Source organism: Yersinia hibernica (assembly GCF_004124235.1).
In the GTDB taxonomy this organism is placed as follows: domain Bacteria; phylum Pseudomonadota; class Gammaproteobacteria; order Enterobacterales; family Enterobacteriaceae; genus Yersinia; species Yersinia hibernica.
Genome location: NZ_CP032487.1, coordinates 2,316,098 through 2,339,507 on the forward strand (window position 1 = coordinate 2,316,098; position 23,410 = coordinate 2,339,507).

Sequence of the window (23,410 nt, forward strand, 5' to 3'; positions counted from 1 at the left end):
TATAGACAATATCAATACTTAAAGGAGGGATAAAACCGCTCTATCGTTCCGGTCATTATCCGGACAATACTTAGCGCATTAGGGTTGATGGATATAGCCCATAATCCGGCGGCTATACATACAAATTATAAGGAGTCTGACATGCGGAAAACAGGCGATATCGACAGAGTTATGTCGGCCAGGCAACTTCCCAATAAAGCTGTAGCCCTGATTCTTGCAGGTGGCCGCGGCTCTCGCCTTAAAGATCTTACGTCTGTCCGAGCAAAACCCGCTGTGCACTTTGGCGGCAAATACCGCATTATCGACTTCGCACTCTCAAATTGTTTGAATTCAGGTATTCGCCGTATCGGCGTGATAACTCAGTATCAATCCCATACTTTGGTTCAGCATATACAACACGGCTGGTCATTTCTCAGTGAAGAGATGAATGAGTTTGTCGATTTATTGCCAGCACAACAGCGCCAGGGGATGGAACATTGGTATACCGGCACTGCCGATGCCGTTTTCCAAAATCTGGATATTATTCGGCGCTATCGTGCTGAATATGTAGTGATTCTGGCGGGAGACCATATTTATAAGATGGACTACTCGCGCATGCTGCTGGATCACGTTGAAAGTGGCGCGGCCTGTACTGTGGCTTGTATTGAAGTGCCCAAAAAGGAAGCGACCGCCTTCGGTGTGATGGAAGTCTCCGAAGAGCTGCAAGTAAAGATGTTTTGGGAGAAACCTGAATCCCCACCCACACTGCCCGGCAAACCAGATAGCAGTCTGGCCAGTATGGGGATTTATGTGTTTAATGCGGAATTCCTGTTTGGTCTACTTGAGAGCGACCATGCAGACGAAAACAGCAGCCATGATTTTGGTAAAGATATTCTGCCGAAAATCACTGAACAGGGCCATGTTTGGGCACATCCGTTCTCATTATCCTGTGTTTCCACCTCGCCAGATGCCCCTGATTATTGGCGTGATGTCGGAACATTGGATGCCTATTGGCAAGCAAACCTTGACCAAGCGGCTATTACCCCAGAGCTGGATATGTATGACTCACATTGGCCAATACGCACTTATGCCGAGCCATTGCCTCCCGCTAAATTTGTTCAGGATCGCTCCGGCAGTCATGGCATGACCATGAATACCTTGGTTTCCGGTGGCTGTTTTATCTCGGGCTCCGTGGTGGTCAACTCAGTGCTGTTTTCTCGAGTGCGAATCAATTCATTCTGCAATATCGACTCTTGCGTATTACTACCCGACGTCAATGTGGGCCGCTCCTGCCGCTTACATCGCTGTGTAATCGATCGCGCCAGTACTATCCCAGAGGGAATGGTCATTGGGGAAAATGCGGATGAAGATGCGCGCCGTTTTTATCGTTCGGACAGTGGTATTGTGCTGGTGACGCGAGAGATGCTGGCGAAGTTGTGATCGTTGGAATGTTATCAATGCACAGTCGGCCAGACATGGACAACTAGAGAATAATTTATATAATCAGGCCAAATAAATAAAAGGGTCTGAATATGTCATTTACTGAATGGGTTATTTTGGGTGTAGTGATTGGTTGTGCCATTGGCGCCTTACTGAAGATTTTTGGCAAGAAAAAAGATAGCTAGCCCTTCAGGTCCCGATTGATTAAAACGGCACTGATACAGTGCCGTTTCATGAGACTTGGCACAAAGGCCCCTCAACCCATAACTATCAAATCAATCAATGGTGCAAACACCAGCAGCAGCCATGATAATAAACTGCTGATCATTGCGCGACGCAATAGTTTAGCCGCCCCCTGCCAGCGCGAATGGAGAGTGTGCCCAGTCGGCGTTTTGTTCCCCCACAACTGCGCTAATGCCGCCTCAAAATCCACTGCTTGTACTTCGTGGGTATAGAGCAATGCGAATAACCGCTCATCCAACCATAAGCGCCAGCAATAATAATGGGTCACCCCCGCCAGCAATAATAGCAAGCCAGCAACGAGACTATCAGCCCCCCATAATGCAAACACTATCGGTGGCAAGGTCAACGCCGCCAGATAACGCCAACTGGCAAGATGAATCGTCAGAACCTGCCCGGCGACCGGGTTATTGAGCATAGTTTTTCCCTCTTTGCCTTTGTGCAAGTGCCTGTAAATGCTTGGGCTGCAATATTACTTGCGGGCGAACTTGGCGTAATAATTCGGCCGCCGCTTGTGGTGTCGCAACGCGCTCTTGGTCAAGTAACCACGCCGCAATCACCACCGCGCTACGTGACATTCCCAACGCACAATGAACGAAAACCGTCCCCTGTTGCTGATGCAGTTGATTAAGCATAGCCACCGCCAGCGCCAATTGTTGTTGACTCGGCACCAGCAAATCCATCAATGGGCAGCAGAGATAGGGTTTATGGTGACTATAGCGGTTGCGGCTAAATTCTGCCGTCACATCCAATACGCTAGCTTGGGATAGCGGTGATCGCGGGTAACTGCCGATAAAAATGCCATCAGCCACAGATATTTCCTGAGGTAATTGGCGGGTAAATCCATACATTGACAGCCAGGCTCCGCACCGATAAGGCCATAATAGCAACCGCGCTGAGAGCGACATTCGGCCATCTGGCTCTTTTTGGAACACACTAGTGCCCCAGCCACTATAACCCGCGGCCACCGCGAGCAGAGCAATTGCAGGCCATCCTAATACATAGCCGCCCCCTCCGAGCCACCACGCTCCCCCACCCAGCAGTAAAGCCCCGCCGCCGTACCAAAATGCCAACTTCAAGGATGAGCGATTAGGCCGCTGCCAATGCCAGCTGCTATTGATGGGGATAAGGTAGCTGACAATAACGCCCGCCGCCAAACCCGTAGCGATATCAATCACATGATGTTGCCAAGTGGTCAGAACTGATACTGCGATTAATAAAAACCAGCCAGTCATTAGCCAACGCAATATTCCTTGGCAATGTGGCCAAAAACGCAGCCACAGTAACCAAGCCAGCATAATATGCAGTGACGGGGCCTGATTATAAGGTAAATCAAACAGTTCAAGTTGCTGAAATAGCCAGCCAAAGGGCCCATCAGTTAGCGGGCGAACAAAACTGAATTTGAGTGGGAATAATAGAAAACCAAGACATGCCACCAGTGATGCCATAATCAAGCGAAATGCATGACGGGTTTGTTCGCGCAACGAAGTACAGATAAATAACGACAAACCATAAAGTAGGTCAATACTCCAGTAGAGCACAATCGTCCACGGCAGAAAAGGAATGTGCTGCTCCCAGCCATACACCACACTACCCACCCCCACACGGCTAGCAGTGAAGTGATTAGTCTGGCCATAGCTGATAAAAAACAGTGGGGCCAGTAACAACAGCCACAACACAGCACGCCGCCAGATTTGCTGGCGAGTTCCCCTATTCTCTCGCTCAATTATCAGCACGACGCACCGCCAACGATACGGTGAAAATCCCCCACTCATCAATCAATTGATGGCATTTATCAAAACCGGCCTGTTCAACCAAAGCATCCATTTCCCCCTGGCTGCGCACCCGCATGACCCACGGTTGCCCGGCTTGATGGCTGGTTAATGCCCGGGCAATCATGTTTAATTGTGGGTGCCAAGGTTGGCCGGTGTAAACCAATATTCCCCCCTCGGGGATAGCCGCGGCCAGCCCCGCCAATGATGCCTGCACCGGGTCATTTTGAGGAAATAGCTCATATAACCCGGAAACAATAGCCAGTGTGGGGGTTGGGGCAAGATTCGCCAGCGAGTCCCGGTCAAACGCATCGCCTTTTTCGAAACGCGCGGTTGGCACCAGATTGCGCTCTGCAATCATGGTTTGCCCTTTTTCGACATTCAGCTCGTTGTAATCACGCAGTAGAATTTGCTCAACATCATGCTGGTCGGTTAGCGCATCCAAGACATAGCGGCCGTGGCCTGCCGCGATATCCACAATGCGCAGTGGCATGTTTTTATCGCGTAACTGCTGCAGCGCCATTTGGATGGTTTGCTGCAAATGCACCTTGCGCACACGGATCCCGCGCCAACCAATACTATTGAGATATTGCTGGTCGATATAGCGCCCCAGTTTGTTATTGCCCTCCGGCTGATTGCGATAGACGTAATCGAGGGTACTGCCCGAGTCAAAACCGGTTTCTAACCCTAATCGCACGCCAGTGGCGCTGCGGCCCAGCGTCTTCATACCGTACCGCAATGCTCGATAGTACAAACCTTCAGCCGAATAGGGTTTCAGCGGCACTTGCAGCGCACGATAGCAATCGGCACTGGCACTCCAGCAGTCCTCATAGCCGTAATTGTGGGTGGGTAATTGCTCGGTATACAGCCGCTCAATAAAAACTCGCATCTTATCAAAAGCCAGTTGGCGGTCTTTCTCACCCAAGGTGTCATGATAGAAGCCGGGCAAAACATGCTGCTCTTTCACTGGGCTGCTGAGCCGTTGATAGAATTTCTGCTGTGGCGCACGATGCACAACAAAATCATCGCCGGAAATCAGTAATTGTGTCGGCAACGTAATAGCCGCAGCATCTTGCACGATCCGCTCGGCAGTCCGATAAAGATCCAGCAAGATATTGGCCGCAATCGGGCGGCTCACCAGTGGGTCATTATCGAAACTGGCAACCCGCGATGTGTCATGAGTCAGGAACTTACCTTTGACATAAGATTTAACGTAAAATAGCCCACGCAACCGCTGCATTAGCATCAATCCTGGGCGAGCAAACGGCACATACAACTTCACTTTAAACGCCGGTGATGCCAAAATCATGCCGCGAATTTTGGGGGCATAATCATGTACCCAGGTAGCAACCAGCACCGCCCCAACACTTTGAGCGATGACCATAATATCCTGCATCGGCACCTGGCTATCCACACTAGTAAAATGGACAAACTCATCAACATCTTGCACCGAACGCGCCAAACTTGGGCTATAACCCCGCGGTCCCGGTGACTGACCATGACCGCGGGCATCCCAAGCATAAAACGTGACATCCGGCAGCATCAACTCATCAACAATATGCTGCAAACGCCCCGAATGCTCATGACCACGATGAAACAACACTATCACTCGTTTTGCCGGGCCATGCTGGGCGGGCCAGCAGCGATAGAATAATGAAGTATTGTCGCTGGTGATAAATGTCAGTTCCTGAGCAACACGGTTTCCTTGAGTCACGGCATTTTCCTTGTAGCGAGCTGTTGCAAAGTGATAAACCGTTGTTGTAATTCAGTTCGGAATATCTGTTTGTCATCATGAAAATAGAAAGGTTTATCAACATAAATATCAATAAAGAAGGGCACCGGAATACGCTGGCCTTTGCCCATAGCCCGCCCTAAACCGTGCATATATACCGGGGTTATTGGCGTGCTCGGAAACTGTCGGCTCAGATACCACAGACCCGATTTAAATTCGGAGAATTTTTCCGGTTCCCCGCGCGTCCCCTCGGGGAATAAGATAACAATTTTATTATTTGATAACGCCTCAATACACCCCGCCAACGGGTCACTGCCCTTACCTGCTCCACCGCGCACAACCGGAATAATGCCAATCACCTTAATGGCAAACCAGGCGATGGCGCGATGACGTAAAAAGTAGTCAGCTGCAGCCACTGGGTGAACTTGTGACAATGTTGAAAGCGGGAATAAAGTAAACAGCGTCAATATATCCAAATGGCTATTATGATTTGCCACCACAATGGCCGGCCCTTTGAGGGGTAACTGTTTTCGCTGCCAGACAGAAACCCCCAGCCATACCAAAACTACCGGATACACCACACACAACGTAAATATCCAGCGCAATAGTCGGTTCACGGCCAGCCCTTAATAATAAAAATAGCGAATAAAATGAAAGAACAGCGGCGCGGTATAAATGAGGGAGTCCAAGCGGTCAAGAATACCGCCGTGGCCGGGCAATAATTTACCTGAATCTTTCACCCCCAGATCACGTTTAACCGCCGACATCACCACATCGCCACAGAAACCAGTCAACCCGATCAGTAATCCTGCAAGCAGTGAAAAAGTGAAGTTCATTGGTGTTAATATCGGCCCCAAAATACCCGCTAAAACCATAGTCGTTGCCACCCCTCCCAGTAAACCCGCTAAGGTTTTATTGGGGCTGACTGTCGGAGTCACTTTGATTCGACCTAATGATTTTCCCCATAAGTATTGCGCTATATCATTCAGTTCCGTCAGCGCCACTAAGAACACCACCAGCAGCGCCCCCTGCCCACCAATACCACCGGGTAACACCATCAAAAAGGCCACATGGCTGAGGGCAAATACCGTGGTCATCAAGCCCCAATGCATATTCGATGCTGCATGCAAGAAACCGTTGGTATCACCAATCAGTACCATCCGCACTGGCAAGAATAGAAATGCATAAATTGGGATGAAAATAACGAACATGCCGTACCAGCCTATGCCAATCCACAGATAGTGAATAGGAATAGCCAGATACATCCACAGCAAAGGAATATTGTCAGAGCGACGAGTGGAAATGAGTGTTAAAAATTCTTTTAATGCCAGAAAACTGATAAAACCGAAAATAACCAATGACAGCCATTTTGGGCTCACCATCGCCACGGTGAAGACCATAATAATCAGCCACCAACTGGTAATACGCTGGCGTAATTCCAACCAATTCCTTTCCGGATATCGCCGGATTAAAACGATAATAATGATGCTGGCGATCACTAATAGAGCAAAAATAACTGCCAAACTGATAGCCAAGAGTGAGTTCATATTATGCCTCTGACCTTAATGCCGCTCGGCAGCGATTAATGCATGTCCACAATAATAATAGGCAGGCAAAACCGAACAGCCACCCCGAATAAACCAAGGCCGTTGGCCACACCGCAACCGCCAGCCCATAAGTGCCAAATAACAGCGCTCGGTCACTTTTCCCTAATGGCCCCTGATATCCTCGTGATCGGCCCAATGTTTGCGCCATAACACCACAAAATTCAGTCAGTAAGGCTAAAAACATCGCTAATATCACCCACTCAGAATGCGCATAGGGAAGCAACGCAAATGGCAAGTAAAGCGCAATATCCGACACCACATCGCCAATCTCATTAAGTAATGCCCCTAAGCGCGACTGCTGGTTGAACTCCCGAGCCAGCATGCCGTCAATAGCATTCAGCGCCATTCGGAAAAACAGGAATACCGGGAGCAGCAGAAACATCATTGGCGTGGGATATAATGCCAATGCAGAGCCGACGACTAATGAAGCGACCAAAGTAAACAAAGTAACTTGATTCGCGGTCACTCCTCGCTGATATAACCAAACCAAACATGGGCGCAGCAGCGCCTGAAATCGTGGTTTAATATCATAAAGCGTCATAAATACACCTGTGTATTGACCCTGAAAAAGTCAGCCGTTGCCAGATAGGGTGTTATTTACGTGATTCCACCCAAAATGATGCTAGAAAGGTATCACTTGTGGCGCGCAAGACCAACAGGAAAAGCAAGTAGAAGCGCAAGATACACAATTGATTTATAAGAATTTTCTTAAAAAAATAAGATTCTTGTAACTGTAGCAATCAGCTTTGGCTGATATACCGATCTTCAGCTGTGATAGTTAAGTAATATTCGATTCAAGTAAAGTTGTAGTCGATATATTTAAAAAAAATTAAAACTCATAATAGCCGCTTGTCTCGGCTGGTAGACAACTAAAAAAGGGCTGAATATCTCAGCCCTTTTTATAATATTGTACCGAATTGGCATCGATTAGATGCCGAATGCGAAGTTCATGGTCATTGAACCGTCGATTTCTGCATCTTCAGTAATTGGGCCGCCCATCGTCGTGGTGCCAGCCAAAACTGGGCTAACTGTAATATCAGCACTGAACACTTTACCGGTGCTCTGGGTATTCGCAGCAGATGACCAGCCAGTTCGCATGCCGGTTGTCAGCGCCGCAGTTGATGTCAGCGTAAAGGTTGAACTCGCGGAAGTGAACACGCTAGAGGATTTATTATCCACTGTGCCGTTCTTTATCTGTGCGGTGTAATAGCCGATTTTACCGGTACCATTCACGTTGCCCATACCGAAGTTAGTTGCCCCTGCCACGCTGACAGATGCCGCGCGGTTATCAATAGGCGTGAAGTTCAGGTAAGTTTCCGCATCACAACTGACTGTCCAGGTTTTCGTCATTGCTGTCAGTGGAGTCGTTGCAGTACCTGATTTAACCAAAGAGGAAGACATTTTACCAAAGTCATAAACTCCCTCATCCGGAGAGGCAACCGTGCAGCTTGGTACCGTCAAAGTACCGATAACTTTTAATTCTGCAGTGGGTGTAGCAGCTTGGGCGGCAGTGATGCCCAGAACCAGAGAAGATAATACCGTGAGGCCAATCAGTCGCTTTTTCATGTCAATAATCCAATAAATATAGGTATACAGTTAAAGAGATGAAAATAATCACATTTAACAATATAAAACCCAGGCGACCGATACTTTGTTATTCGATACCCAGGCAGTAATGAACACTACATAAGGTTGTAGGTGCCAAAAGATTTAATTCGCACACCATTTCTTACTGGGTTATATTCTAAAAGAAGCCCCTGTCATATAATATTGGCCTTCTCCTGATTCTTTGTAGGAAATTTCATCACTGACTGTAACGACAGATTTATGCTGGCAACCCAAAAATATTAGATAGCGACAACTGTCCAAGTGAGATAATAGTATGTATTTTATTTTTCAATAGAATAAGTGAATACCTATAAAGTATCAGGCTGGCAGAAGTTAAACCCTAATAACCTTATGGGTTTAATGGTCTTTCTAATAAGTAAAGGATAAGTTACGGGGATAAACTCAATGAACTGAGCCGATGTTCGAAATATATAGATTAATAGCTACTCACGGCGCTATTTCGTCTCAGTGTTTAGATGTTAGTTGTAGAGAAATATGCCTACTCTACTAATGCACATTCCGTAAACCTGCGTTCTAATAACCTCGAAAACCCATTATAAAGGGACTGTTTATCGCTATAACAATACTACAACCTGTTATGCCAGCTAATGATTTATGGTTAAAACAAATTGGTTATTTTAATCTTTGATATAAATCAATCAGATTTTTTGCTTCATACTTAGTATGGATACTCTTTTTGTGTGCTGACACTGTCTTATGGCTAATAGCAAGCTTCTTTGCTATATCATAATTAGTCATGCCAGATAAAATTAGTTCACACACTTCAGCTTCTCGAGTAGTTAATATCCGTTTCGCATTTACCTTGCTTCCTTGCTGATAAGTGGCGTCATCGTTAAATATAAATTTATATATCGAATTCTCAATATGGCTTTGAGATGCGGTCTTACTCAGTAAAGATGATGAGAAATCCAGCATTAGGCCGGTATAACCTTGTGAAAACTCGTGTTCTTTTGTAAAAAGACAGATCCTGCTGTTCACTGCATGAATAAAATGTGAGACTCTGAAAAGTTCAGGTTTAGAAATATCATCTGTGTCGATAATAATAAAGGCTTTCTTTGTTTTTATTACATGCAATTCTAAATCACTAAAGCTTGAGCAAACAGTGACATTGATAACATCTTTAAGATCTTTATCAATAATCAACTTATTGATTAAATTATTTAAATAAAAACGAAGCAAGTCGTATTGACTAAATATAATAATATCTTTCATAGGCTCACCTATTTAACCATAGTTAAATTCTTGCAGAACAAAACATGCACATATAAAATTAACAGCTATATAAATCAGCCAAGTGTAAACTTAAAGAGAATGGTAATATATTTTATCTACATATAGCGCACTGCCTATATTACAGCTGCGTATCTTACCCATTGGCTAATGAGTCGCAGATAGAGACATTTAAGCTTTCCACTAAGACCATGTAATAGATGGTAGTGGAAGACTTTCACTCATAAGATATTTCCTCACTCGTATTTCGAGGAATAATAATAGCGATAAGTTATTAAACTAGATATAAGACAGAGATTATTTTTTTGAAAGCGGCACCCTACACATGTAGGTGTACTGGGAGGTGGTAACGATAAACTGGCTGTTTCCCGTTTTTATAGCTTCACTTCACTAATGGAAACAGGTCAATAGTAGGCGAAAAAACTTAACATTAAGGTCGCTAAACTCATTTTAGCTACAAATAATCAGACTAGGAAGTTTTCTCGGTGAGAAAAAATAGTTAGCAAAAAGCGTTGATCAAGGCGGACAGAGAAGGCATTGATATACAATATCGCACCGGACTTATATTGATTAGATATCTAAGCGAAATTTATGTTCATTGAGCCGTCGATTGCTGTACCTTCAGAAATTGTGCCAGCTGGTTGGTTAATAATTACGTGATAGCCTGAGGTAGATACAACCCGTTCTTGTCTGGAGTTTCAATCTATGGCGCAGAATTTGGCTGAATACGAAAACTCATTTACTGATGAATTGGCATTATTGCTGCTTTGTCCGATAGTAACTCAACATCGCAAGGCACAGTTTTTAACTAAGCTGCTGAATTCAGCACTGTGTCATTACAGGGAAAGAGATAAAAGGAATGTTATAAGCAAAATAGAGCGCGATGCGCAAGAATTATAGTGTTCTAAAGTAAGGGAAATGGATAAGTTAGAGATAATATTAAGAGCGTGCACAAGACTATTAAAGATAGCCTTGTGCATAGGATTCTTATCAACTAAATAGCAAAAGAAAAACTCATGGTGGTAGAACCATCAATATTGATATTTTCAGTGATAGCTCCCCCCATAGTGGTTGAACCTGCCAATGTCGGAATTACCGTAAAATCAGCACTGAATACTTTACCGGCTTTCGCCGTGGTAGTATTTTCAGACCAGCCAAAGCGGAAGTTATTGGTTAATGTCTCCAGAGTATGCCCACCTTGTAAGACGTTATTTGCATCGATGAAATACAGTAAACTGCTCACTCCATCGACGGCAGCATTGTTCATCGTCGTTTTATAGAAACCCAATTTTCCGCTGCCATTGACAAAACCCAAACCGAAATTGTGAATACCCGTGGTATCGCTGACAGAAGCTCTGCGGTTATCTGTCGCAGTCAAGCTCAGGTAAGTTAGGCTATCACAAGTCACTGTCCAGGTTTTCTTAATCGCAGACAATTCGGTTACTGCTGTACCGGTTTTTACCTTACTTGATGAGATCTCACCAATATTATAAACACCACCATCAGGTGCATTGACAGTGCAGGTTGGGATTCCAATCTTGCCTTTAACCTTCAATTGAGCAGTAGGTGTTGCGGCATGAACAGCAACACCCAATAATAAAGAAGATAATATGGCAAACTTCATCATCAAGTTTTTCATAACAATTAAATACCAAATGAGAAGTTCATCGTTACTGAACCATCGATATTTGCGTTTTCAGTAACCGGGCCATTCATGGTCGTGGTTCCCGCCAATATTGGTGCAATAGTAATATCTGTACTAAACGATTTACCCGCCGTGGCGACAGCAGAGGCGTTAGAAAAACCATAATAATAACTATCGACCAAATATAAACTGGCACCTGCTGTTGCAGCCCCAGTACTTAATCTGTAGTACATTGAAGTGACATTACCATCAACACGCGGATTACTTAATGTCGCAGTATAAAAACCAATTTTACCCGCTCCATTAATATTACCCAGCCCATGGTTTCGGGTTGTTGAAGTATCACTGGCAGATGCTAAGCGGTTATCAATGCTGGTGTAACTTAAATACGTTACTGCATCACAATTGATAGTCCAAGTTTTGGTCACTGTGGGTAATGCTGTTGTGGCGGTTCCTGGTTTGATGTTGGTCGCTGAAATCTTGCCTAAATCGTAAATACCACCATCTGGTGCTAGCACCGTACAGCTAGGAACACCTATTTTCCCTTTAACTTTTAACTCCGCGGAAGGCGGTGCTGCCTCTACCCCGATAGAGAGAATTAGTGAGGTCAAAATAGTTAATTTGAAAATATGCGTTTTCATAAAATGAGAATCACTCAGAGGTATTATTATCATCAACGTTTATCAAAAATATGACTTCAGGCAAAATGAAGGGCAGAAATACGAATCTGCCCTTATTTATAGCGTGACGCGCAGAGTATTAGATGCCGAATGCAAAGTTCATGGTCATTGAACCGTCGATTTCTGCATCTTCAGTAATTGGGCCGCCCATCGTCGTGGTGCCAGCCAAAACTGGGCTAACTGTAATATCAGCACTGAACACTTTACCGGTGCTCTGAGTATTCGCAGCAGATGACCAGCCAGTTAGCATGCCGGTTGTCAGCGCCGCAGTTGATGTCAGCGTAAAGGTTGAACTCGCGGAAGTGAACACGCTAGAGGATTTATTATCCACTGTGCCGTTCTTTATCTGTGCGGTGTAATAGCCGATTTTACCGGTACCATTCACGTTGCCCATACCGAAGTTAGTTGCCCCTGCCACGCTGACAGATGCCGCGCGGTTATCAATAGGCTTGAAGTTCAGGTAAGTTTCTGCATCACAACTGACTGTCCAGGTTTTCGTCATTGCTGTCAGCGGAGTCGTTGCAGTACCTGATTTAACCAAAGAGGAAGACATTTTACCAAAGTCATAAACTCCCTCATCCGGAGAGGCAACTGTGCAGCTTGGTACCGTCAAAGTACCGATAACTTTTAATTCTGCAGTAGGTGTAGCAGCTTGGGCGGCAGTGATGCCCAGAACCAGAGAAGATAATACCGTGAGGCCAATCAGTTGCTTTTTCATTTAAATAGTCCTGGGATAATGTTTATCGCGTTGCGACACTCAAAATTTATTTTTAGGCCTAATGCCTGGGAATTGAATTCATTTATTATTGAGTTGAATTAGATAAAAATATGAATTCAAAATTTATGCTGACATTAAACCTTTTAGGACATTCCTTGTATATAAGACTGCAAGCTGACTTAGCGTAGGAAAGGTCTTACACACCCGTTACTTATGGCGTGATTTTAATGAATAAATGCCCTTTATCTGTGTTTAATCATGCAAAAAACCAAAGAATATATCGAAGATAAAATCGAACATAATATCGGAATGTAAATGAAATCAAATAATTGGATTAACCATTCTGCCGAGTATTTATACTTCCCCCATTAGAACCCCAGAAATAACAGCTAAATAAGGCACTAATACTTAGCCATTAAAATCCCCTTTCCTGTGGCAAAGATTATATTTTCTGTTAACCCTGACAGTTCTCTTTTTATTAGGCCGCCAAAATCTGTTCAGCCGTAGCAGACTGCGAAAGTGGCTGTAGCGGATCACGGTTAAATCGCCTTGAACTGACTGCGAGCGCACTCTAACCTGGTAGGATTTTATGTGCTCAAAGTGGTATTGGGCAAGTTTGATGGGGTCATCTGAGCGGATATTGATTATTGCAGTGGATTCATGTTGGTCTTATTTTCATATGTGACCATCGCCGCATAAATAGCACTCGACGACATAATAATTACTGCCAGTATGGCAATTGAACAGGTTAAGCCACGAATAGTTTTCTCCTGTATTAAGACGAACAATGTGAGCCTCTCATTAACTATAGGTCTAAATATCAACAAGCAATCAACAAGCTGGGGGATTATTTATTGCCTTGCTTAGCCAACTTACTGTGATAGGGATCGCTGAATTTTTTTTCTATAAGTGCTTGAATAATTAACGAGCATAAGGTGTCCTGCTCCGCAGAAAGTGGATCTCCTCACCGGCATTCGAGGCGACCCTTTCAAGTGCTTGGCTATCTCTTCATGAAACGGTTGCGTTCGTGCCCGCTTTTACGGCATGTTTACAACAACACTTCCCTGCTTTAGACGTTCGAATTATCACTTTGTGAGCAACCTGATGATTAAGTGGCTGTGGAAAGCAAATCAACCGCAAGCGAAGATGCTTGCACAGTGGCGTGAAGCGCTGAATATTCCCCTATTGGCACCTTTAAATGAGGAGGAACAGCAGCGGCTGGTTTCTGTCGCTAGCCATTTGTTGCAACAAAAACGCCTGGTGCCACTGCAAGGATTGGTACTAACGCCGTTGATGCAGGCTCGCCTAACACTATTATTTGCCTTGCCGGTGATGGAGTTGGGTGCGAAGTGGTTAGATGGTTTTCATGAAGTGCTTATTTATCCATCTCCTTTTGTGGTTGACGACGACTGGCAAGATGATGCTGGCCTGGTTCACTCAGGTCAAACTGTGCAATCCGGCCAGAGTTGGGAGCAGGGGCCCATTGTTTTAAATTGGCAAGATATTCAGGATTCCTTTGATTTATCAGGCTTTAATCTTGTTATCCATGAGGCTGCTCATAAGCTGGATATGCGTAACGGCGGCAATTCAAACGGTGTGCCACCGATTGCTATGCGCGATGTTGCGGCATGGGAGTATGACCTGCATCAAGCAATGGATAACATTCAAGATGAGATAGATATGGTGGGTATTGACGCCGCCAGCATGGATGCATATGCCGCCAGTGACCCCGCAGAATGTTTTGCGGTGTTATCAGAATATTTTTTCAGCGCACCTGAACTGTTGGAAAATCGTTTTCCGGCGGTTTATCAACATTTCTGCGCTTTTTATCGCCAAGACCCATTGGCCAGGCTAAAACGTTGGGAAAATAATAATCAGAACGCCGAGGGTTCACATCCCCTAAATGGTTAGTGGCTTTATTCCAAGGAATAAAAGGACTAAAGGAAGAATAAAAATGGCAAGTTCATCTTATTTTGCCATTATAAACGCCGCCTTTGCTCAGATGCTGAGCAGTCGCCCAAAATGTACCAATTTAGCGTTGACAGTATCGGGCATGCTAGATATCATGCGCCCCGTTCACACGATTCCTCTGTAGTTCAGTCGGTAGAACGGCGGACTGTTAATCCGTATGTCACTGGTTCGAGTCCAGTCAGAGGAGCCAAATTCTTGTTTTCGTGCAGCTTCATTAATGCCTGTATGGTTTTAATACAACAGCTTAGCGTGAAAACTTATCCTGATGCATTTTGATTTTATCCTCCGCATCGGGAAAAATTGGTGGTCAAATCTGGGGTCCGGTTGGTTCTATTATGGAGTGACCCCATATGTCTCTTACCGACACCAAAATTCGCAGTCTCAAACCATCTGATAGACCCTTTAAAGTTTCCGATTCCCACGGTCTGTATCTCTTGGTCAAACCAAGCGGTTCACGTCACTGGTATCTCAAGTACCGTATTAAGGGTAAAGAATCCCGCATTGCACTCGGTGCCTACCCAGTTATTTCCCTCTCAGACGCCCGTAGTCAACGTGAAGGTATTCGCAAAATGCTAGTACTGAACATCAATCCAGCAGAGCAGCGAGCAACTGAGCGGAGTTCACGCATACCGGCGAAAGTGTTTAAAAACGTGGCGCTGGCGTGGCATAAGAGCAATAAACAATGGTCACAGAACACCGCCGACCGTCTGCTCGCCAGCATGAATAACCATATCTTTCCGGTCATCGGCACCATGTCAGTTTCAGAACTGAAACCCCGACACTTCATCACTTTATTAAAAGGAATTGAGGAAAAGGGTCTATTGGAGGTTGCATCCCGTACACGCCAGCACCTCCGGAATATCATGCGCTACGCCGTGCATCATGGATTAATCGATTTTAATCCGGCAGCAAACTTGGACGGGGTGACGGCTCCACCAGTAAAACGTCACTACCCCGCTCTACCGCTGGAGCGCCTTCCTGAACTGCTTGAGAGCATTGAGAGTTTTCAGCAGTGTCGTGAACTCACCCGCCTTGCCATCCTGCTAACACTGCATCTATTCATTCGCTCGAGTGAATTGCGTTTTTCCCGCTGGCATGAAATTGATTTCGGAAACCAGGTCTGGACAATACCCCCCACGCGCGAAGCTATTGAAGGAGTGCGTTACTCTGGTCGCGGTGCCAAAATGCGCAGGCCTCATATCGTACCCCTCTCACAACAGTCGATCGCGATCCTGAAAAAGATTCAGGATATCTCAGGAGATAATGCACTCGTGTTCCCCAGGGACCATAATGCGTATAAACCCATGTGTGAAAATACGGTGAACAAGGCGCTACGCCTGATGGGCTGGGACACGAAAATGGAAATCTGTGGTCACGGTTTCAGGACAATGGCATGCAGCGCCCTTATGGAGTCCAGTATATGGTCACAGGATGCTGTTGAACGGCAAATGAGCCACCAGGAACGTAACTCCGTGCGCCAAGCATATATTCACAGGGCAGAGCATCTGGAAGCCAGAAAGGCAATGATGCAGTGGTGGTCGGATTATCTGGATACTTGCCGCAAATCCTATGTACCGCCCTACATACTGGGGAGAGGAAAAACGACGCTTCTAGCTGGCTAGTGATTTAATAGTCCTGATAAATCAAAGCCGTATCAGTGCAGACTGATGTGGCTTTTTTGCTTTCTCCAGCAAAACGGAAAAACGCTGCGTCGTAGATTCACTTGGCGCATGCGGGTTATTCAATCAGAACGACATATTATAATTTTTAATGCCAGTAGCTTCGTACAGTCCGACAGGGCTTAAATCATAATCGCCCATTTCTCGTTCTCACCGAGATATTGGCACCTTTCACAATGCAACAATAAATGATTCTTTCTGTATTCCGTTGTGTTCAAAATGACAACGTTTAACGGGGACGTGGAAATAATCGGCGAGGAGAGATTCTTGTAAGACACTCTGTGTAGTTCCAAAACAGTAACTATCTTTGCCCATTAGCAAACATTTATCTGCAATGTTATTTGCATGATTGATGAAGTGCGTATTCAGGATAATAGTAACATTTTTCTCCCGCGACAACGTGTGCAACCAATTGATAATGAGAGACTGGTTATTAAAATCAAGATTTGATTCAGGTTCATCAAGCACAAGGATGTCCGGCTCTGATACCAGCGCCTTCGCGATGTAACACATCTGTAGCTCACCACCACTGATCTGGTTAACGTCTTTGGTTGCAAGATATAATGCACCAAGTTCCGACAATATTTGCGCCGCTTTTTCGATATCCCTCGCCCCAGGAGATGCCAGCATTCCGCCCCGTAATGGGCACCCAAAGGAGATGAAATCGAGTACATTGTAAGAAAAGTGAACACGTTTGGCCTGCGGGACATACGCCATACGAGCTTTCCGGTTTCCCACTCGGCCAATATGACATGAACCACTAACCGGTTGATACAGACCGGTAACCGTTTTAAGCAATGTTGTTTTGCCAACACCATTCGGTCCTAATACGCACAGTACCTCACCTTCATCAATGGAGAAGCTGATATTGTTAAAGGCAGTTTTACTCTTTTTGAACGCGAACGTCAGATTATTCACTTCTATCATATCGGTTACTCATGATGAACAGTACAGCAAATAAAGGCGCACCAACTAGAGCAGTAAGTATTCCAATGGGGATCTCTGCGTAAGTCAGGGTCCTGGCAATGTTGTCGATGACCAATAAAAACAACGCACCACATACAGCCGAAGCCGGGATCAGCTTGCTATGGTTGTACCCGACCAGCGTTCTAACCAGATGCGGGATAACCAGACCAACCCAGCCCACCACGCCAGCGATGGTGACTGATGCTGCCACCAAGATTGAGGCTGTGATTAGCAAAACTGCATTCAACAATTGTGGGTTCATTCCAGCAATTTTGGCCTCATCATTTCCCAAAGACAACACATTGATTTTCCATCGAAGTTTGTAGATAACCAGATAACAAATGATGTATAGCGGGATAAGTCCGTAAACCTGCTCTTTGACCAAAGAAGCGAAACTCCCCATAAGCCAGAAGACGATAGCCGGGAGTTCGTCCTGTGGATCGGCAACATATTTAATGATTGATACAAAAGACATAAACACCGAAGCCACTATGATGCCCGACAGGATAGTCGTGAGCTCCCCATTGTTTTTCTTGAAATGGCAAAGTCCCATCACGCATAAAAGGCTGACAATGCCAAAGAAGAAAGAGGAAAAAGCGCTGATTTGTAGTGGAAAACCTAGCAGTATCCCAAGTGCTGCGCCGAACGCTGCGGGCGGAGACCCTGTAAATAATTCTGTGTAACTGCCACCATATTAAAGGTGATCGCTCAGGCGGTCACCGAACTCGATAATAAAACGACTCATCGCCAGCCGCCAGTTCTGGATCGGCATACTCCATTTTTTTGAAGCATCCTTGATCGCCAGATAAATAACCTTTCTCACTGAGTCGTCTGTCGGGAACACTTTGCGCTTTTTGATAGCTGCACGGATCACGCTGTTCAGCGATTCGATAGCATTAGTGGTGTAGATGGCTTTGCGGATGTCGGGCGGGTAGCCAAAGAACGTATTGAGATTTCCCCAGTGCGCACGCCAGCTTTTGCTGATTTGCGGGTATTTATCGTCCCAGGTTGCCGCGAAGTTATCCAGCGCCATCAGTGCCGCCGCTTCTGTCGGAGCCTGATACACCGTTTTCAGTCCGCTGGTGACGGCTTTGTAGTCCTTCCACGACACGTATTTCAGGCTGTTGCGCACCATGTGAATGATGCAAAGCTGGATATGCGTCTGTGGATACACGCTGTTTATCGCATCCGGGAAGCCTTTCAGGCCGTCCACACAGGCAATCAGAATATCCTGAAGGCCCCGGTTTTTAAGCTCCGTCAGCACACTGAGCCAGAACTTCGCCCCTTCGTTTTCAGCCAGCCACATGCCCAGAAGTTCTTTCTGACCTTCAGTATTAATGCCGAGAGCGAGGAACACCGCTTTGTTTATCACGCTACCACTTTGACGAACTTTCACCACGATACAGTCAAGATAAACAATGGGATACAGCGCATCCAGAGGCCGACTTTGCCATTCAGCAACCTGTTCTTTAACCGCATCGGTGACTTTAGATATCAGCGTGGGTGACACGTCCGCATCGTACATTTCCTTGAATGTGGCGACGATTTCACGGGTTGTCATGCCTTTGGCGTACAGGGACAAAATCTGGCTGTCCATCTGCGTGATACGCGTCTGATTTTTCTTGATAAGCTGTGGCTCGAAGGTATTTTCACGGTCACGAGGCGTGCTCAGTTCAATCTCGCCATCGTCGCACAGCAGCGTTTTGGATGAATAGCCGTTGCGGGTATTTGAACCGGTTTTTGGGGCATTTTTCTCGTGTCCGAGGTGTTCAGTCAGCTCTGCATTGAGCGCTGTTTCGACGGTAAGCTTCGTCAGCATACGGGAAAACGCATTGAGATCGGCCTCGGTTTTGAGGCCTTTAGCCAGTTCTGCAGCGAGAGCTTTAAGTTTCTTCTCGTCCATAATTTGCCTGTCTCCGTTGTTGGAGTGAACATATCAAAAACAGGCAATTACACAATTTTAATTACAGTCTCGCGGCGGAAGATGTACCGAGCACATCCGGGCTAGCCAGTGCATTTCGCAACACCGCTTGATACGTCACGCCTGCTACTGATAGCCCTGCCCCTACCATCATTACGGCAATAATCCTTGGCAACCGTAGATTGCATATAACCGAGAATCCTGGGTCACGTATTCAATGTGTAGATAGGGTCATTGCAGGTAATGCTCACGCTCAATGAACGTGCCGATTATCTTGTCATGCATTTCTGCCGATTTTGAGTACCCAGGCGTTTTGCGATTCAGTCGTTTTAACCGGTTACGAAGATTCAGGTTTTCGCGTTCAATCCGCTGGGTGTAAAGCTTACCTGTGATGTCTTTTGTAGCCGGTAACATCTCATAAGCACTGAAGTTGTCTGTACACCAGAAGGCGACTCTGAAGCCCGACAGTAAACCCAGTAATTTGCACTGCGTCATTTTGCTCCTGCGCCCAAAAGCATGAGCAACAATACGTTTGAGACGAGGCTCCCATGCATACCACAGCCAACGCTGACGCTTTTTATTGCCAACAAACGACCACATTTCATCAACTTCACAGATAAGCTGAATTTGCAGGTTATCCAGAGGAAGCGTGGTTACAACTCTCGGCGAGAGTTTTTTAGTGTGCGCACAACGGCATTAATGCTGATATGTAAAGCTCGGGCAGTGTCTCGAATACCGGCATTGTTCATTGCAAGGTCGACAATTTGTGATTTCATGCCGGGTTGGCAGGCGCGATAAGCATAATCGAGCTGGAAAGTACGGCAGCACGACTGGCACCGATAGCGCTGAAGTTTGGCCTTACCCAGGCCATGCTTTTTAACAGATTCGATTTGCTCACAAAACGGGCATTTTACGTCAACTTTAGCCATCAGATGCACACTTCAAAAAGAGTGATTCTACCGCATGATCAACACATTGAATACTTGACCCCTAGCCTTATATTTACCGTTCTTCGTTAAAGCTTTATTGAGTCAATCGGACATATCATATAATTAGCGTAACTTCTGACTGGAGAATATATGAATGAACTCACCCGCTGCACCCTACTGCCCTTACTGTGGCTCTGTGCTACTCAGGTATACGCTTTCCAAAGCACACCGACAGAACAGCCCTTCGCTACAAAACAATCCGTAAATTCGGAGCAAAACATTCAGGAATATAGTTACTCTGACAAACATGAACCGTTGCAAACAACACCCTTAGGGGGCTGTAGTGCTAGCCCGATCCCAGGATGTAATTACCCAACGCAATCGGATTCCGATTTTCACCAGAAGGAATGAGTGTCATGTATACTAAAACAAGCACCTAAAGGTCTCCTTCAGGTGTTGAGAGTCAGCTTTGAGCGAAAAGCTGAAATTGGCAACTGTTCTAACCACTGATTATGGCATCACTAAAATCGCGGTGTGTTAATCAGCGGTGAGCAAGGCAGTCCGCTTGGAAAACCGAATTTATCCTACGCTAAGACTAACCTACGGCTTTATGACGAAATTTTTCTTAGATTAGATAGGAAGCCATGCTGTTTTATGATCTGATAATTCATGCCCTTGTCTGCAATCACAAATCGAGCCTGAAACGATACCTCGATTCTTCCCCATAAGGCCTAAGATAAGCGCCTGTTCAAATCATTTTTTCACTGCCTTCGCAATTCCCAATATTAATGAATGTTATTCATAGTCCCTATCCTCCCCTCGGTGATTATCAGCGAGCTTAAACCCGTTAATATGCCCTTATCTCTTCATGTCCAACGGATTACCATGCTTAATCAACAGACACGTACACAGTCAGCTACAGCTAACAATACAGGTCTATCATTTCTACTCATTCTGAGCGCCCTGATGGCTGTTACCTCTTTATCAACCGACATCTATCTTCCGGCTATGCCCGTCATGGCAAAGGATTTACAGGGTGATGCAGAGCTGACAATCACAGGGTTCCTTATCGGCTTTTGCATTGCACAACTGATTTGGGGACCGATTAGCGATCGTTATGGGCGTCGACTGCCGCTGTTTATCGGTTTAGGTCTATTCATCATCGGCTCGGTGGGCTGCGCGTTATCAACAGATATCGTGCAAATAGTCTTCTGGCGTGTTTTTCAGGCGTTAGGTGCCTGTACTGGGCCGATGTTGGCACGAGCAATGATCCGTGACCTGTTTAGCCGCACTCGCGCAGCACAAATGCTTTCGACACTGATGATCATCATGGCTATCGCGCCGATTGCCGGGCCCCTGATCGGCGGGCAGATGATTAAAGTCACCTCGTGGCATGCTATTTTCTGGCTGCTGGCGATTATCGGAACATTAATGCTGATGTCTTTATTCTGGTTACCCGAAACATTACCTGCCGAAAAACGCTCGCAAGCCTCCGTAACCACAGCTTTTCAGAACTACTATTCCTTGCTAACCAATGCCAAATACATGCGGTTTACGCTATGCCTGACGTTCTACTACGTTGCAGCCTACGCCTTTATCACGGGCTCTCCGTTTGTGTACATCACGTACTTCGGCGTTGACCCGCAGCATTACGGTTGGCTGTTTGCAGTAAACATTGTTGGACTGATGGCGGTGAGCATGGTCAACAGACGTCTGGTTCACCGCTACCCACTGGAAGCGTTGCTCAGGAATGCCGTATTCATCGCCGCTATTGCGGCGATAGTGCTGGCGGTCACCACCGGCCTGGGTGTGGGTGGAATTACCGTGATTGTCGGCGCTGTATTCGTGTTCTTCTCTATGAATGGCATCATCGCGGCGACATCCACGGCTTGTGCTTTGGACGCAGTGCCTAATGTGGCTGGCTCCGCGTCGGCGCTAATGGGCGCGTTACAATACGGCAGCGGCATCATCTCTTCACTGCTTCTTGCCCTGTTCAGTGATGGCACACCATGGACGATAGGCTGGATAATTGCGTTGTTTACAGCAGCCAGCGCCTTGATGGCATTGACTGTTCAGGTAAAAAACAACTATCCCCTGCCCGAATGATTTTATGAATTTCATTCATAGTGGCTATTAATCAGGCGTAATTATCTTTCATCCCGACTCCGTTAATCTGAACGATAAATTCTGGATAAGTCGATACCCGCCGGGGTATCGACAGATGCGGATTAAATATTCTTATCGAAGAAGACGTCTAACTTTTGCATTGCCTGGTCAACGTATTTTGGCACCCAATACGTCTCGATATGGGTAGCGCCATCGATTAGGAAGAGTTCTTTGTCCTTCGTACCGGTGGCTTTCGCGAACGCATCTTCGGTCATATAGAGCGTATCCGCTTTTGTACCGGCAATCATCAGCAGTGGTTTATTGATGAGATTGATATGGTCCGTTACGTCAAAGCGCATCAAATCCAGAAGACTGCTGGTGGTGTATTTAAACGTGGAGTTCGGGTGGGCGTGGGTTTTCCAGTAGTACTCGTAGCCCTGGCGGTACAAGGCAAAAGGTAATTTAGCAATCTGTTCATCAGTCAGGTTGGCATCGCCGGAGTAAAGCACTTCTCCTCCGACTGCTTCCTGAGCACGTGCCTCAGAAGCCTGCTGAAGACGCTGCTGGATAGTATCCAGCTGTGAATCCTGCATACCGTTGCGGCGCACAAGGCCTGAATTAAACATGCTGATGGTTGCTATCGATTTGAACCGCTTGTCAGTTTCAGCCGCAACAAGTGAATACCCGCCACCTCCGCAAATACCCAGCAGACCAAGGCGGGCGGTATCTACACCAGGATACTGACTGATGTAGTCAGCCATGCCGTGGATATCCTCAATGCGATTAGCGGGTTTATCCACGCTGCGAGGCATCCCACCGCTGGCGCCCTGATAAGCCGCGTCGGCGGTAATCGTGATGTAGCCCTGCTCGGCGAGACGCTGGGCATATAACCCGGCGACCTGTTCTTTTACGCCGCCATTTGGATGTGCAACCACCACGGCAGGATATTTTTTGGCGGGATCGTAGTTAGCAGGGGTATAGACATTCGCAGCAATCTGGATGCCATGCAGATCGTATTTCACGGGATGAATGTTGACCTTGCCTTTAAGGTTCTCGGTGATGGCACCGTCATAGGTCAGTGTGAATGGATTTTTTTTGTAATCAGCCGCATTGACTGAGGTCACTCCGGCCATTGCCGTGAGTAGCATTGCACTGATAAGCGTGAA

The 23,410-nt window shown here is 46.1% G+C and carries 21 protein-coding genes, 1 tRNA gene and 1 pseudogene; 6 read left to right on the forward strand and 17 right to left on the reverse strand.

The annotated features are described in order from the left end of the window. Nucleotides 1-141 precede the first annotated feature (141 nt). Entirely contained in the window at nt 142-1,419 is a 1,278-nt protein-coding gene (glgC, locus tag D5F51_RS10945; RefSeq protein WP_025377877.1) for a glucose-1-phosphate adenylyltransferase, read from the forward strand. A gap of 256 nt (nt 1,420-1,675) precedes the next feature. Here glgC and D5F51_RS10950 read toward each other — a convergent pair whose 3' ends face one another. The 8 genes from D5F51_RS10950 to D5F51_RS10985 all read right to left on the reverse strand — a co-directional run bounded on the left by D5F51_RS10950 (nt 1,676) and on the right by D5F51_RS10985 (nt 9,611). Continuing rightward, entirely contained in the window at nt 1,676-2,077 is a 402-nt protein-coding gene (locus D5F51_RS10950) for a hypothetical protein (protein WP_129196703.1), read from the reverse strand. After that, on the reverse strand, nt 2,067-3,389 hold the full coding sequence (locus D5F51_RS10955) for a phosphatase PAP2/dual specificity phosphatase family protein (protein ID WP_245994940.1): 1,323 nt from the start codon (nt 3,387-3,389) through the stop codon (nt 2,067-2,069). The genes D5F51_RS10950 and D5F51_RS10955 overlap by 11 nt, the downstream gene beginning before the upstream one ends. After that, nucleotides 3,382-5,145, reverse strand: coding sequence for a bifunctional alpha/beta hydrolase/class I SAM-dependent methyltransferase (locus D5F51_RS10960; protein ID WP_129196707.1), 1,764 nt, complete (start codon nt 5,143-5,145; stop codon nt 3,382-3,384). Before D5F51_RS10960 ends, D5F51_RS10955 begins: the two co-directional genes overlap by 8 nt. Further along, nucleotides 5,142-5,780, reverse strand: coding sequence for a lysophospholipid acyltransferase family protein (locus D5F51_RS10965; RefSeq protein ID WP_129196709.1), 639 nt, complete (start codon nt 5,778-5,780; stop codon nt 5,142-5,144). Before D5F51_RS10965 ends, D5F51_RS10960 begins: the two co-directional genes overlap by 4 nt. A gap of 9 nt (nt 5,781-5,789) precedes the next feature. After that, nucleotides 5,790-6,710: a phosphatidate cytidylyltransferase gene (locus tag D5F51_RS10970; RefSeq protein ID WP_129196711.1), complete on the reverse strand. Its 921-nt coding sequence runs from the start codon at nt 6,708-6,710 to the stop codon at nt 5,790-5,792. Nucleotide 6,711: 1 nt separating this feature from the next. Next, complete coding sequence (locus D5F51_RS10975; protein ID WP_129196713.1) at nt 6,712-7,311, reverse strand: CDP-alcohol phosphatidyltransferase family protein; 600 nt, start codon at nt 7,309-7,311, stop codon at nt 6,712-6,714. A 386-nt stretch (nt 7,312-7,697) separates the two neighbouring features. After that, entirely contained in the window at nt 7,698-8,336 is a 639-nt protein-coding gene (locus D5F51_RS10980; RefSeq protein WP_129196715.1) for a DUF1120 domain-containing protein, read from the reverse strand. Between the two features lie 675 nt (nt 8,337-9,011). Beyond that, entirely contained in the window at nt 9,012-9,611 is a 600-nt protein-coding gene (locus tag D5F51_RS10985) for a response regulator transcription factor (protein ID WP_129196717.1), read from the reverse strand. A gap of 723 nt (nt 9,612-10,334) precedes the next feature. Here D5F51_RS10985 and D5F51_RS10990 point away from each other — a divergent pair. Continuing rightward, nucleotides 10,335-10,529 carry a hypothetical protein gene (locus tag D5F51_RS10990; protein WP_129196719.1) on the forward strand — a complete coding sequence of 65 codons (195 nt, stop codon included), beginning with the start codon at nt 10,335-10,337 and terminating at the stop codon, nt 10,527-10,529. Between the two features lie 94 nt (nt 10,530-10,623). On the opposite strand, the gene D5F51_RS10995 is transcribed toward D5F51_RS10990, so the two are convergent. The 3 genes from D5F51_RS10995 to D5F51_RS11005 all read right to left on the reverse strand — a co-directional run bounded on the left by D5F51_RS10995 (nt 10,624) and on the right by D5F51_RS11005 (nt 12,672). Further along, a complete protein-coding gene (locus D5F51_RS10995) occupies nt 10,624-11,256 on the reverse strand; it encodes a DUF1120 domain-containing protein (RefSeq protein ID WP_391592403.1) in 633 nt (210 codons plus the stop codon). 17 nt (nt 11,257-11,273) lie between these two features. After that, nucleotides 11,274-11,915: a DUF1120 domain-containing protein gene (locus D5F51_RS11000; RefSeq protein WP_129196723.1), complete on the reverse strand. Its 642-nt coding sequence runs from the start codon at nt 11,913-11,915 to the stop codon at nt 11,274-11,276. Nucleotides 11,916-12,033: 118 nt separating this feature from the next. Continuing rightward, complete coding sequence (locus D5F51_RS11005; RefSeq protein WP_129196725.1) at nt 12,034-12,672, reverse strand: DUF1120 domain-containing protein; 639 nt, start codon at nt 12,670-12,672, stop codon at nt 12,034-12,036. A 1,104-nt stretch (nt 12,673-13,776) separates the two neighbouring features. Between D5F51_RS11005 and mtfA the strand changes: the two genes are divergently transcribed. The 3 genes from mtfA to D5F51_RS11020 all read left to right on the forward strand — a co-directional run bounded on the left by mtfA (nt 13,777) and on the right by D5F51_RS11020 (nt 16,265). Beyond that, entirely contained in the window at nt 13,777-14,583 is an 807-nt protein-coding gene (mtfA, locus tag D5F51_RS11010) for a DgsA anti-repressor MtfA (RefSeq protein ID WP_087769472.1), read from the forward strand. A gap of 174 nt (nt 14,584-14,757) precedes the next feature. Next, nucleotides 14,758-14,833, forward strand: a tRNA-Asn gene (locus tag D5F51_RS11015). 160 nt (nt 14,834-14,993) lie between these two features. Next, the gene (locus D5F51_RS11020) at nt 14,994-16,265 is read left to right on the forward strand and encodes a tyrosine-type recombinase/integrase (RefSeq protein ID WP_129196727.1); all 1,272 of its coding nucleotides are present in this window, start codon (nt 14,994-14,996) and stop codon (nt 16,263-16,265) included. Between the two features lie 228 nt (nt 16,266-16,493). Here the strand turns inward: D5F51_RS11020 and D5F51_RS11025 are convergent, their stop codons facing one another. From D5F51_RS11025 to D5F51_RS11050, 5 genes and pseudogenes are all read right to left on the reverse strand, one after another. Beyond that, nucleotides 16,494-17,249 (reverse strand): ABC transporter ATP-binding protein, encoded by a 756-nt coding sequence (locus D5F51_RS11025; RefSeq protein ID WP_129196729.1) that lies wholly within the window; start codon nt 17,247-17,249, stop codon nt 16,494-16,496. Beyond that, a pseudogene (locus tag D5F51_RS11030) lies at nt 17,233-17,931 on the reverse strand (FecCD family ABC transporter permease); the annotation flags it as partial. The pseudogene D5F51_RS11030 and the gene D5F51_RS11025, both read right to left, overlap by 17 nt. Nucleotides 17,932-17,982: 51 nt before the next feature. Continuing rightward, nucleotides 17,983-19,191 (reverse strand): IS256 family transposase, encoded by a 1,209-nt coding sequence (locus D5F51_RS11040; protein ID WP_129195537.1) that lies wholly within the window; start codon nt 19,189-19,191, stop codon nt 17,983-17,985. Nucleotides 19,192-19,252: 61 nt separating this feature from the next. After that, the gene (locus tag D5F51_RS11045; RefSeq protein ID WP_315851188.1) at nt 19,253-19,423 is read right to left on the reverse strand and encodes an iron chelate uptake ABC transporter family permease subunit; all 171 of its coding nucleotides are present in this window, start codon (nt 19,421-19,423) and stop codon (nt 19,253-19,255) included. 17 nt (nt 19,424-19,440) lie between these two features. Beyond that, a protein-coding gene (locus D5F51_RS11050) for an IS1 family transposase (protein WP_129196731.1) occupies nt 19,441-20,138 on the reverse strand; the annotation gives its coding sequence in 2 pieces (ribosomal slippage) (nt 19,441-19,889 and nt 19,889-20,138; 699 coding nt in all). An 885-nt stretch (nt 20,139-21,023) separates the two neighbouring features. Between D5F51_RS11050 and D5F51_RS11055 the strand changes: the two genes are divergently transcribed. Beyond that, a complete protein-coding gene (locus tag D5F51_RS11055; RefSeq protein ID WP_129196733.1) occupies nt 21,024-22,244 on the forward strand; it encodes a multidrug effflux MFS transporter in 1,221 nt (406 codons plus the stop codon). 122 nt (nt 22,245-22,366) lie between these two features. On the opposite strand, the gene D5F51_RS11060 is transcribed toward D5F51_RS11055, so the two are convergent. Next, the gene (locus tag D5F51_RS11060; protein WP_391592382.1) at nt 22,367-23,392 is read right to left on the reverse strand and encodes an alpha/beta hydrolase; all 1,026 of its coding nucleotides are present in this window, start codon (nt 23,390-23,392) and stop codon (nt 22,367-22,369) included. Nucleotides 23,393-23,410: the final 18 nt, after the last annotated feature.

What these genes read in the sequence shown, in the direction of transcription:
- D5F51_RS11040 (WP_129195537.1), bottom strand. Translation starts at nt 19,191, where the DNA reads ATGGACGAGAAGAAACTTAAAGCTCTCGCTGCAGAACTGGCTAAAGGC.
- D5F51_RS10995 (WP_391592403.1), bottom strand. Translation starts at nt 11,256, where the DNA reads ATGATGAAGTTTGCCATATTATCTTCTTTATTATTGGGTGTTGCTGTT.
- D5F51_RS10970 (WP_129196711.1), bottom strand. Translation starts at nt 6,710, where the DNA reads ATGAACTCACTCTTGGCTATCAGTTTGGCAGTTATTTTTGCTCTATTA.
- glgC (WP_025377877.1), top strand. Translation starts at nt 142, where the DNA reads ATGCGGAAAACAGGCGATATCGACAGAGTTATGTCGGCCAGGCAACTT.
- D5F51_RS10990 (WP_129196719.1), top strand. Translation starts at nt 10,335, where the DNA reads ATGGCGCAGAATTTGGCTGAATACGAAAACTCATTTACTGATGAATTG.
- D5F51_RS11055 (WP_129196733.1), top strand. Translation starts at nt 21,024, where the DNA reads ATGCTTAATCAACAGACACGTACACAGTCAGCTACAGCTAACAATACA.
- D5F51_RS11000 (WP_129196723.1), bottom strand. Translation starts at nt 11,915, where the DNA reads ATGAAAACGCATATTTTCAAATTAACTATTTTGACCTCACTAATTCTC.
- D5F51_RS11020 (WP_129196727.1), top strand. Translation starts at nt 14,994, where the DNA reads ATGTCTCTTACCGACACCAAAATTCGCAGTCTCAAACCATCTGATAGA.
- D5F51_RS11005 (WP_129196725.1), bottom strand. Translation starts at nt 12,672, where the DNA reads ATGAAAAAGCAACTGATTGGCCTCACGGTATTATCTTCTCTGGTTCTG.
- D5F51_RS11025 (WP_129196729.1), bottom strand. Translation starts at nt 17,249, where the DNA reads ATGATAGAAGTGAATAATCTGACGTTCGCGTTCAAAAAGAGTAAAACT.
- D5F51_RS10985 (WP_129196717.1), bottom strand. Translation starts at nt 9,611, where the DNA reads ATGAAAGATATTATTATATTTAGTCAATACGACTTGCTTCGTTTTTAT.
- D5F51_RS10950 (WP_129196703.1), bottom strand. Translation starts at nt 2,077, where the DNA reads ATGCTCAATAACCCGGTCGCCGGGCAGGTTCTGACGATTCATCTTGCC.
- D5F51_RS10980 (WP_129196715.1), bottom strand. Translation starts at nt 8,336, where the DNA reads ATGAAAAAGCGACTGATTGGCCTCACGGTATTATCTTCTCTGGTTCTG.
- D5F51_RS11060 (WP_391592382.1), bottom strand. Translation starts at nt 23,392, where the DNA reads ATGCTACTCACGGCAATGGCCGGAGTGACCTCAGTCAATGCGGCTGAT.
- mtfA (WP_087769472.1), top strand. Translation starts at nt 13,777, where the DNA reads ATGATTAAGTGGCTGTGGAAAGCAAATCAACCGCAAGCGAAGATGCTT.
- D5F51_RS10975 (WP_129196713.1), bottom strand. Translation starts at nt 7,311, where the DNA reads ATGACGCTTTATGATATTAAACCACGATTTCAGGCGCTGCTGCGCCCA.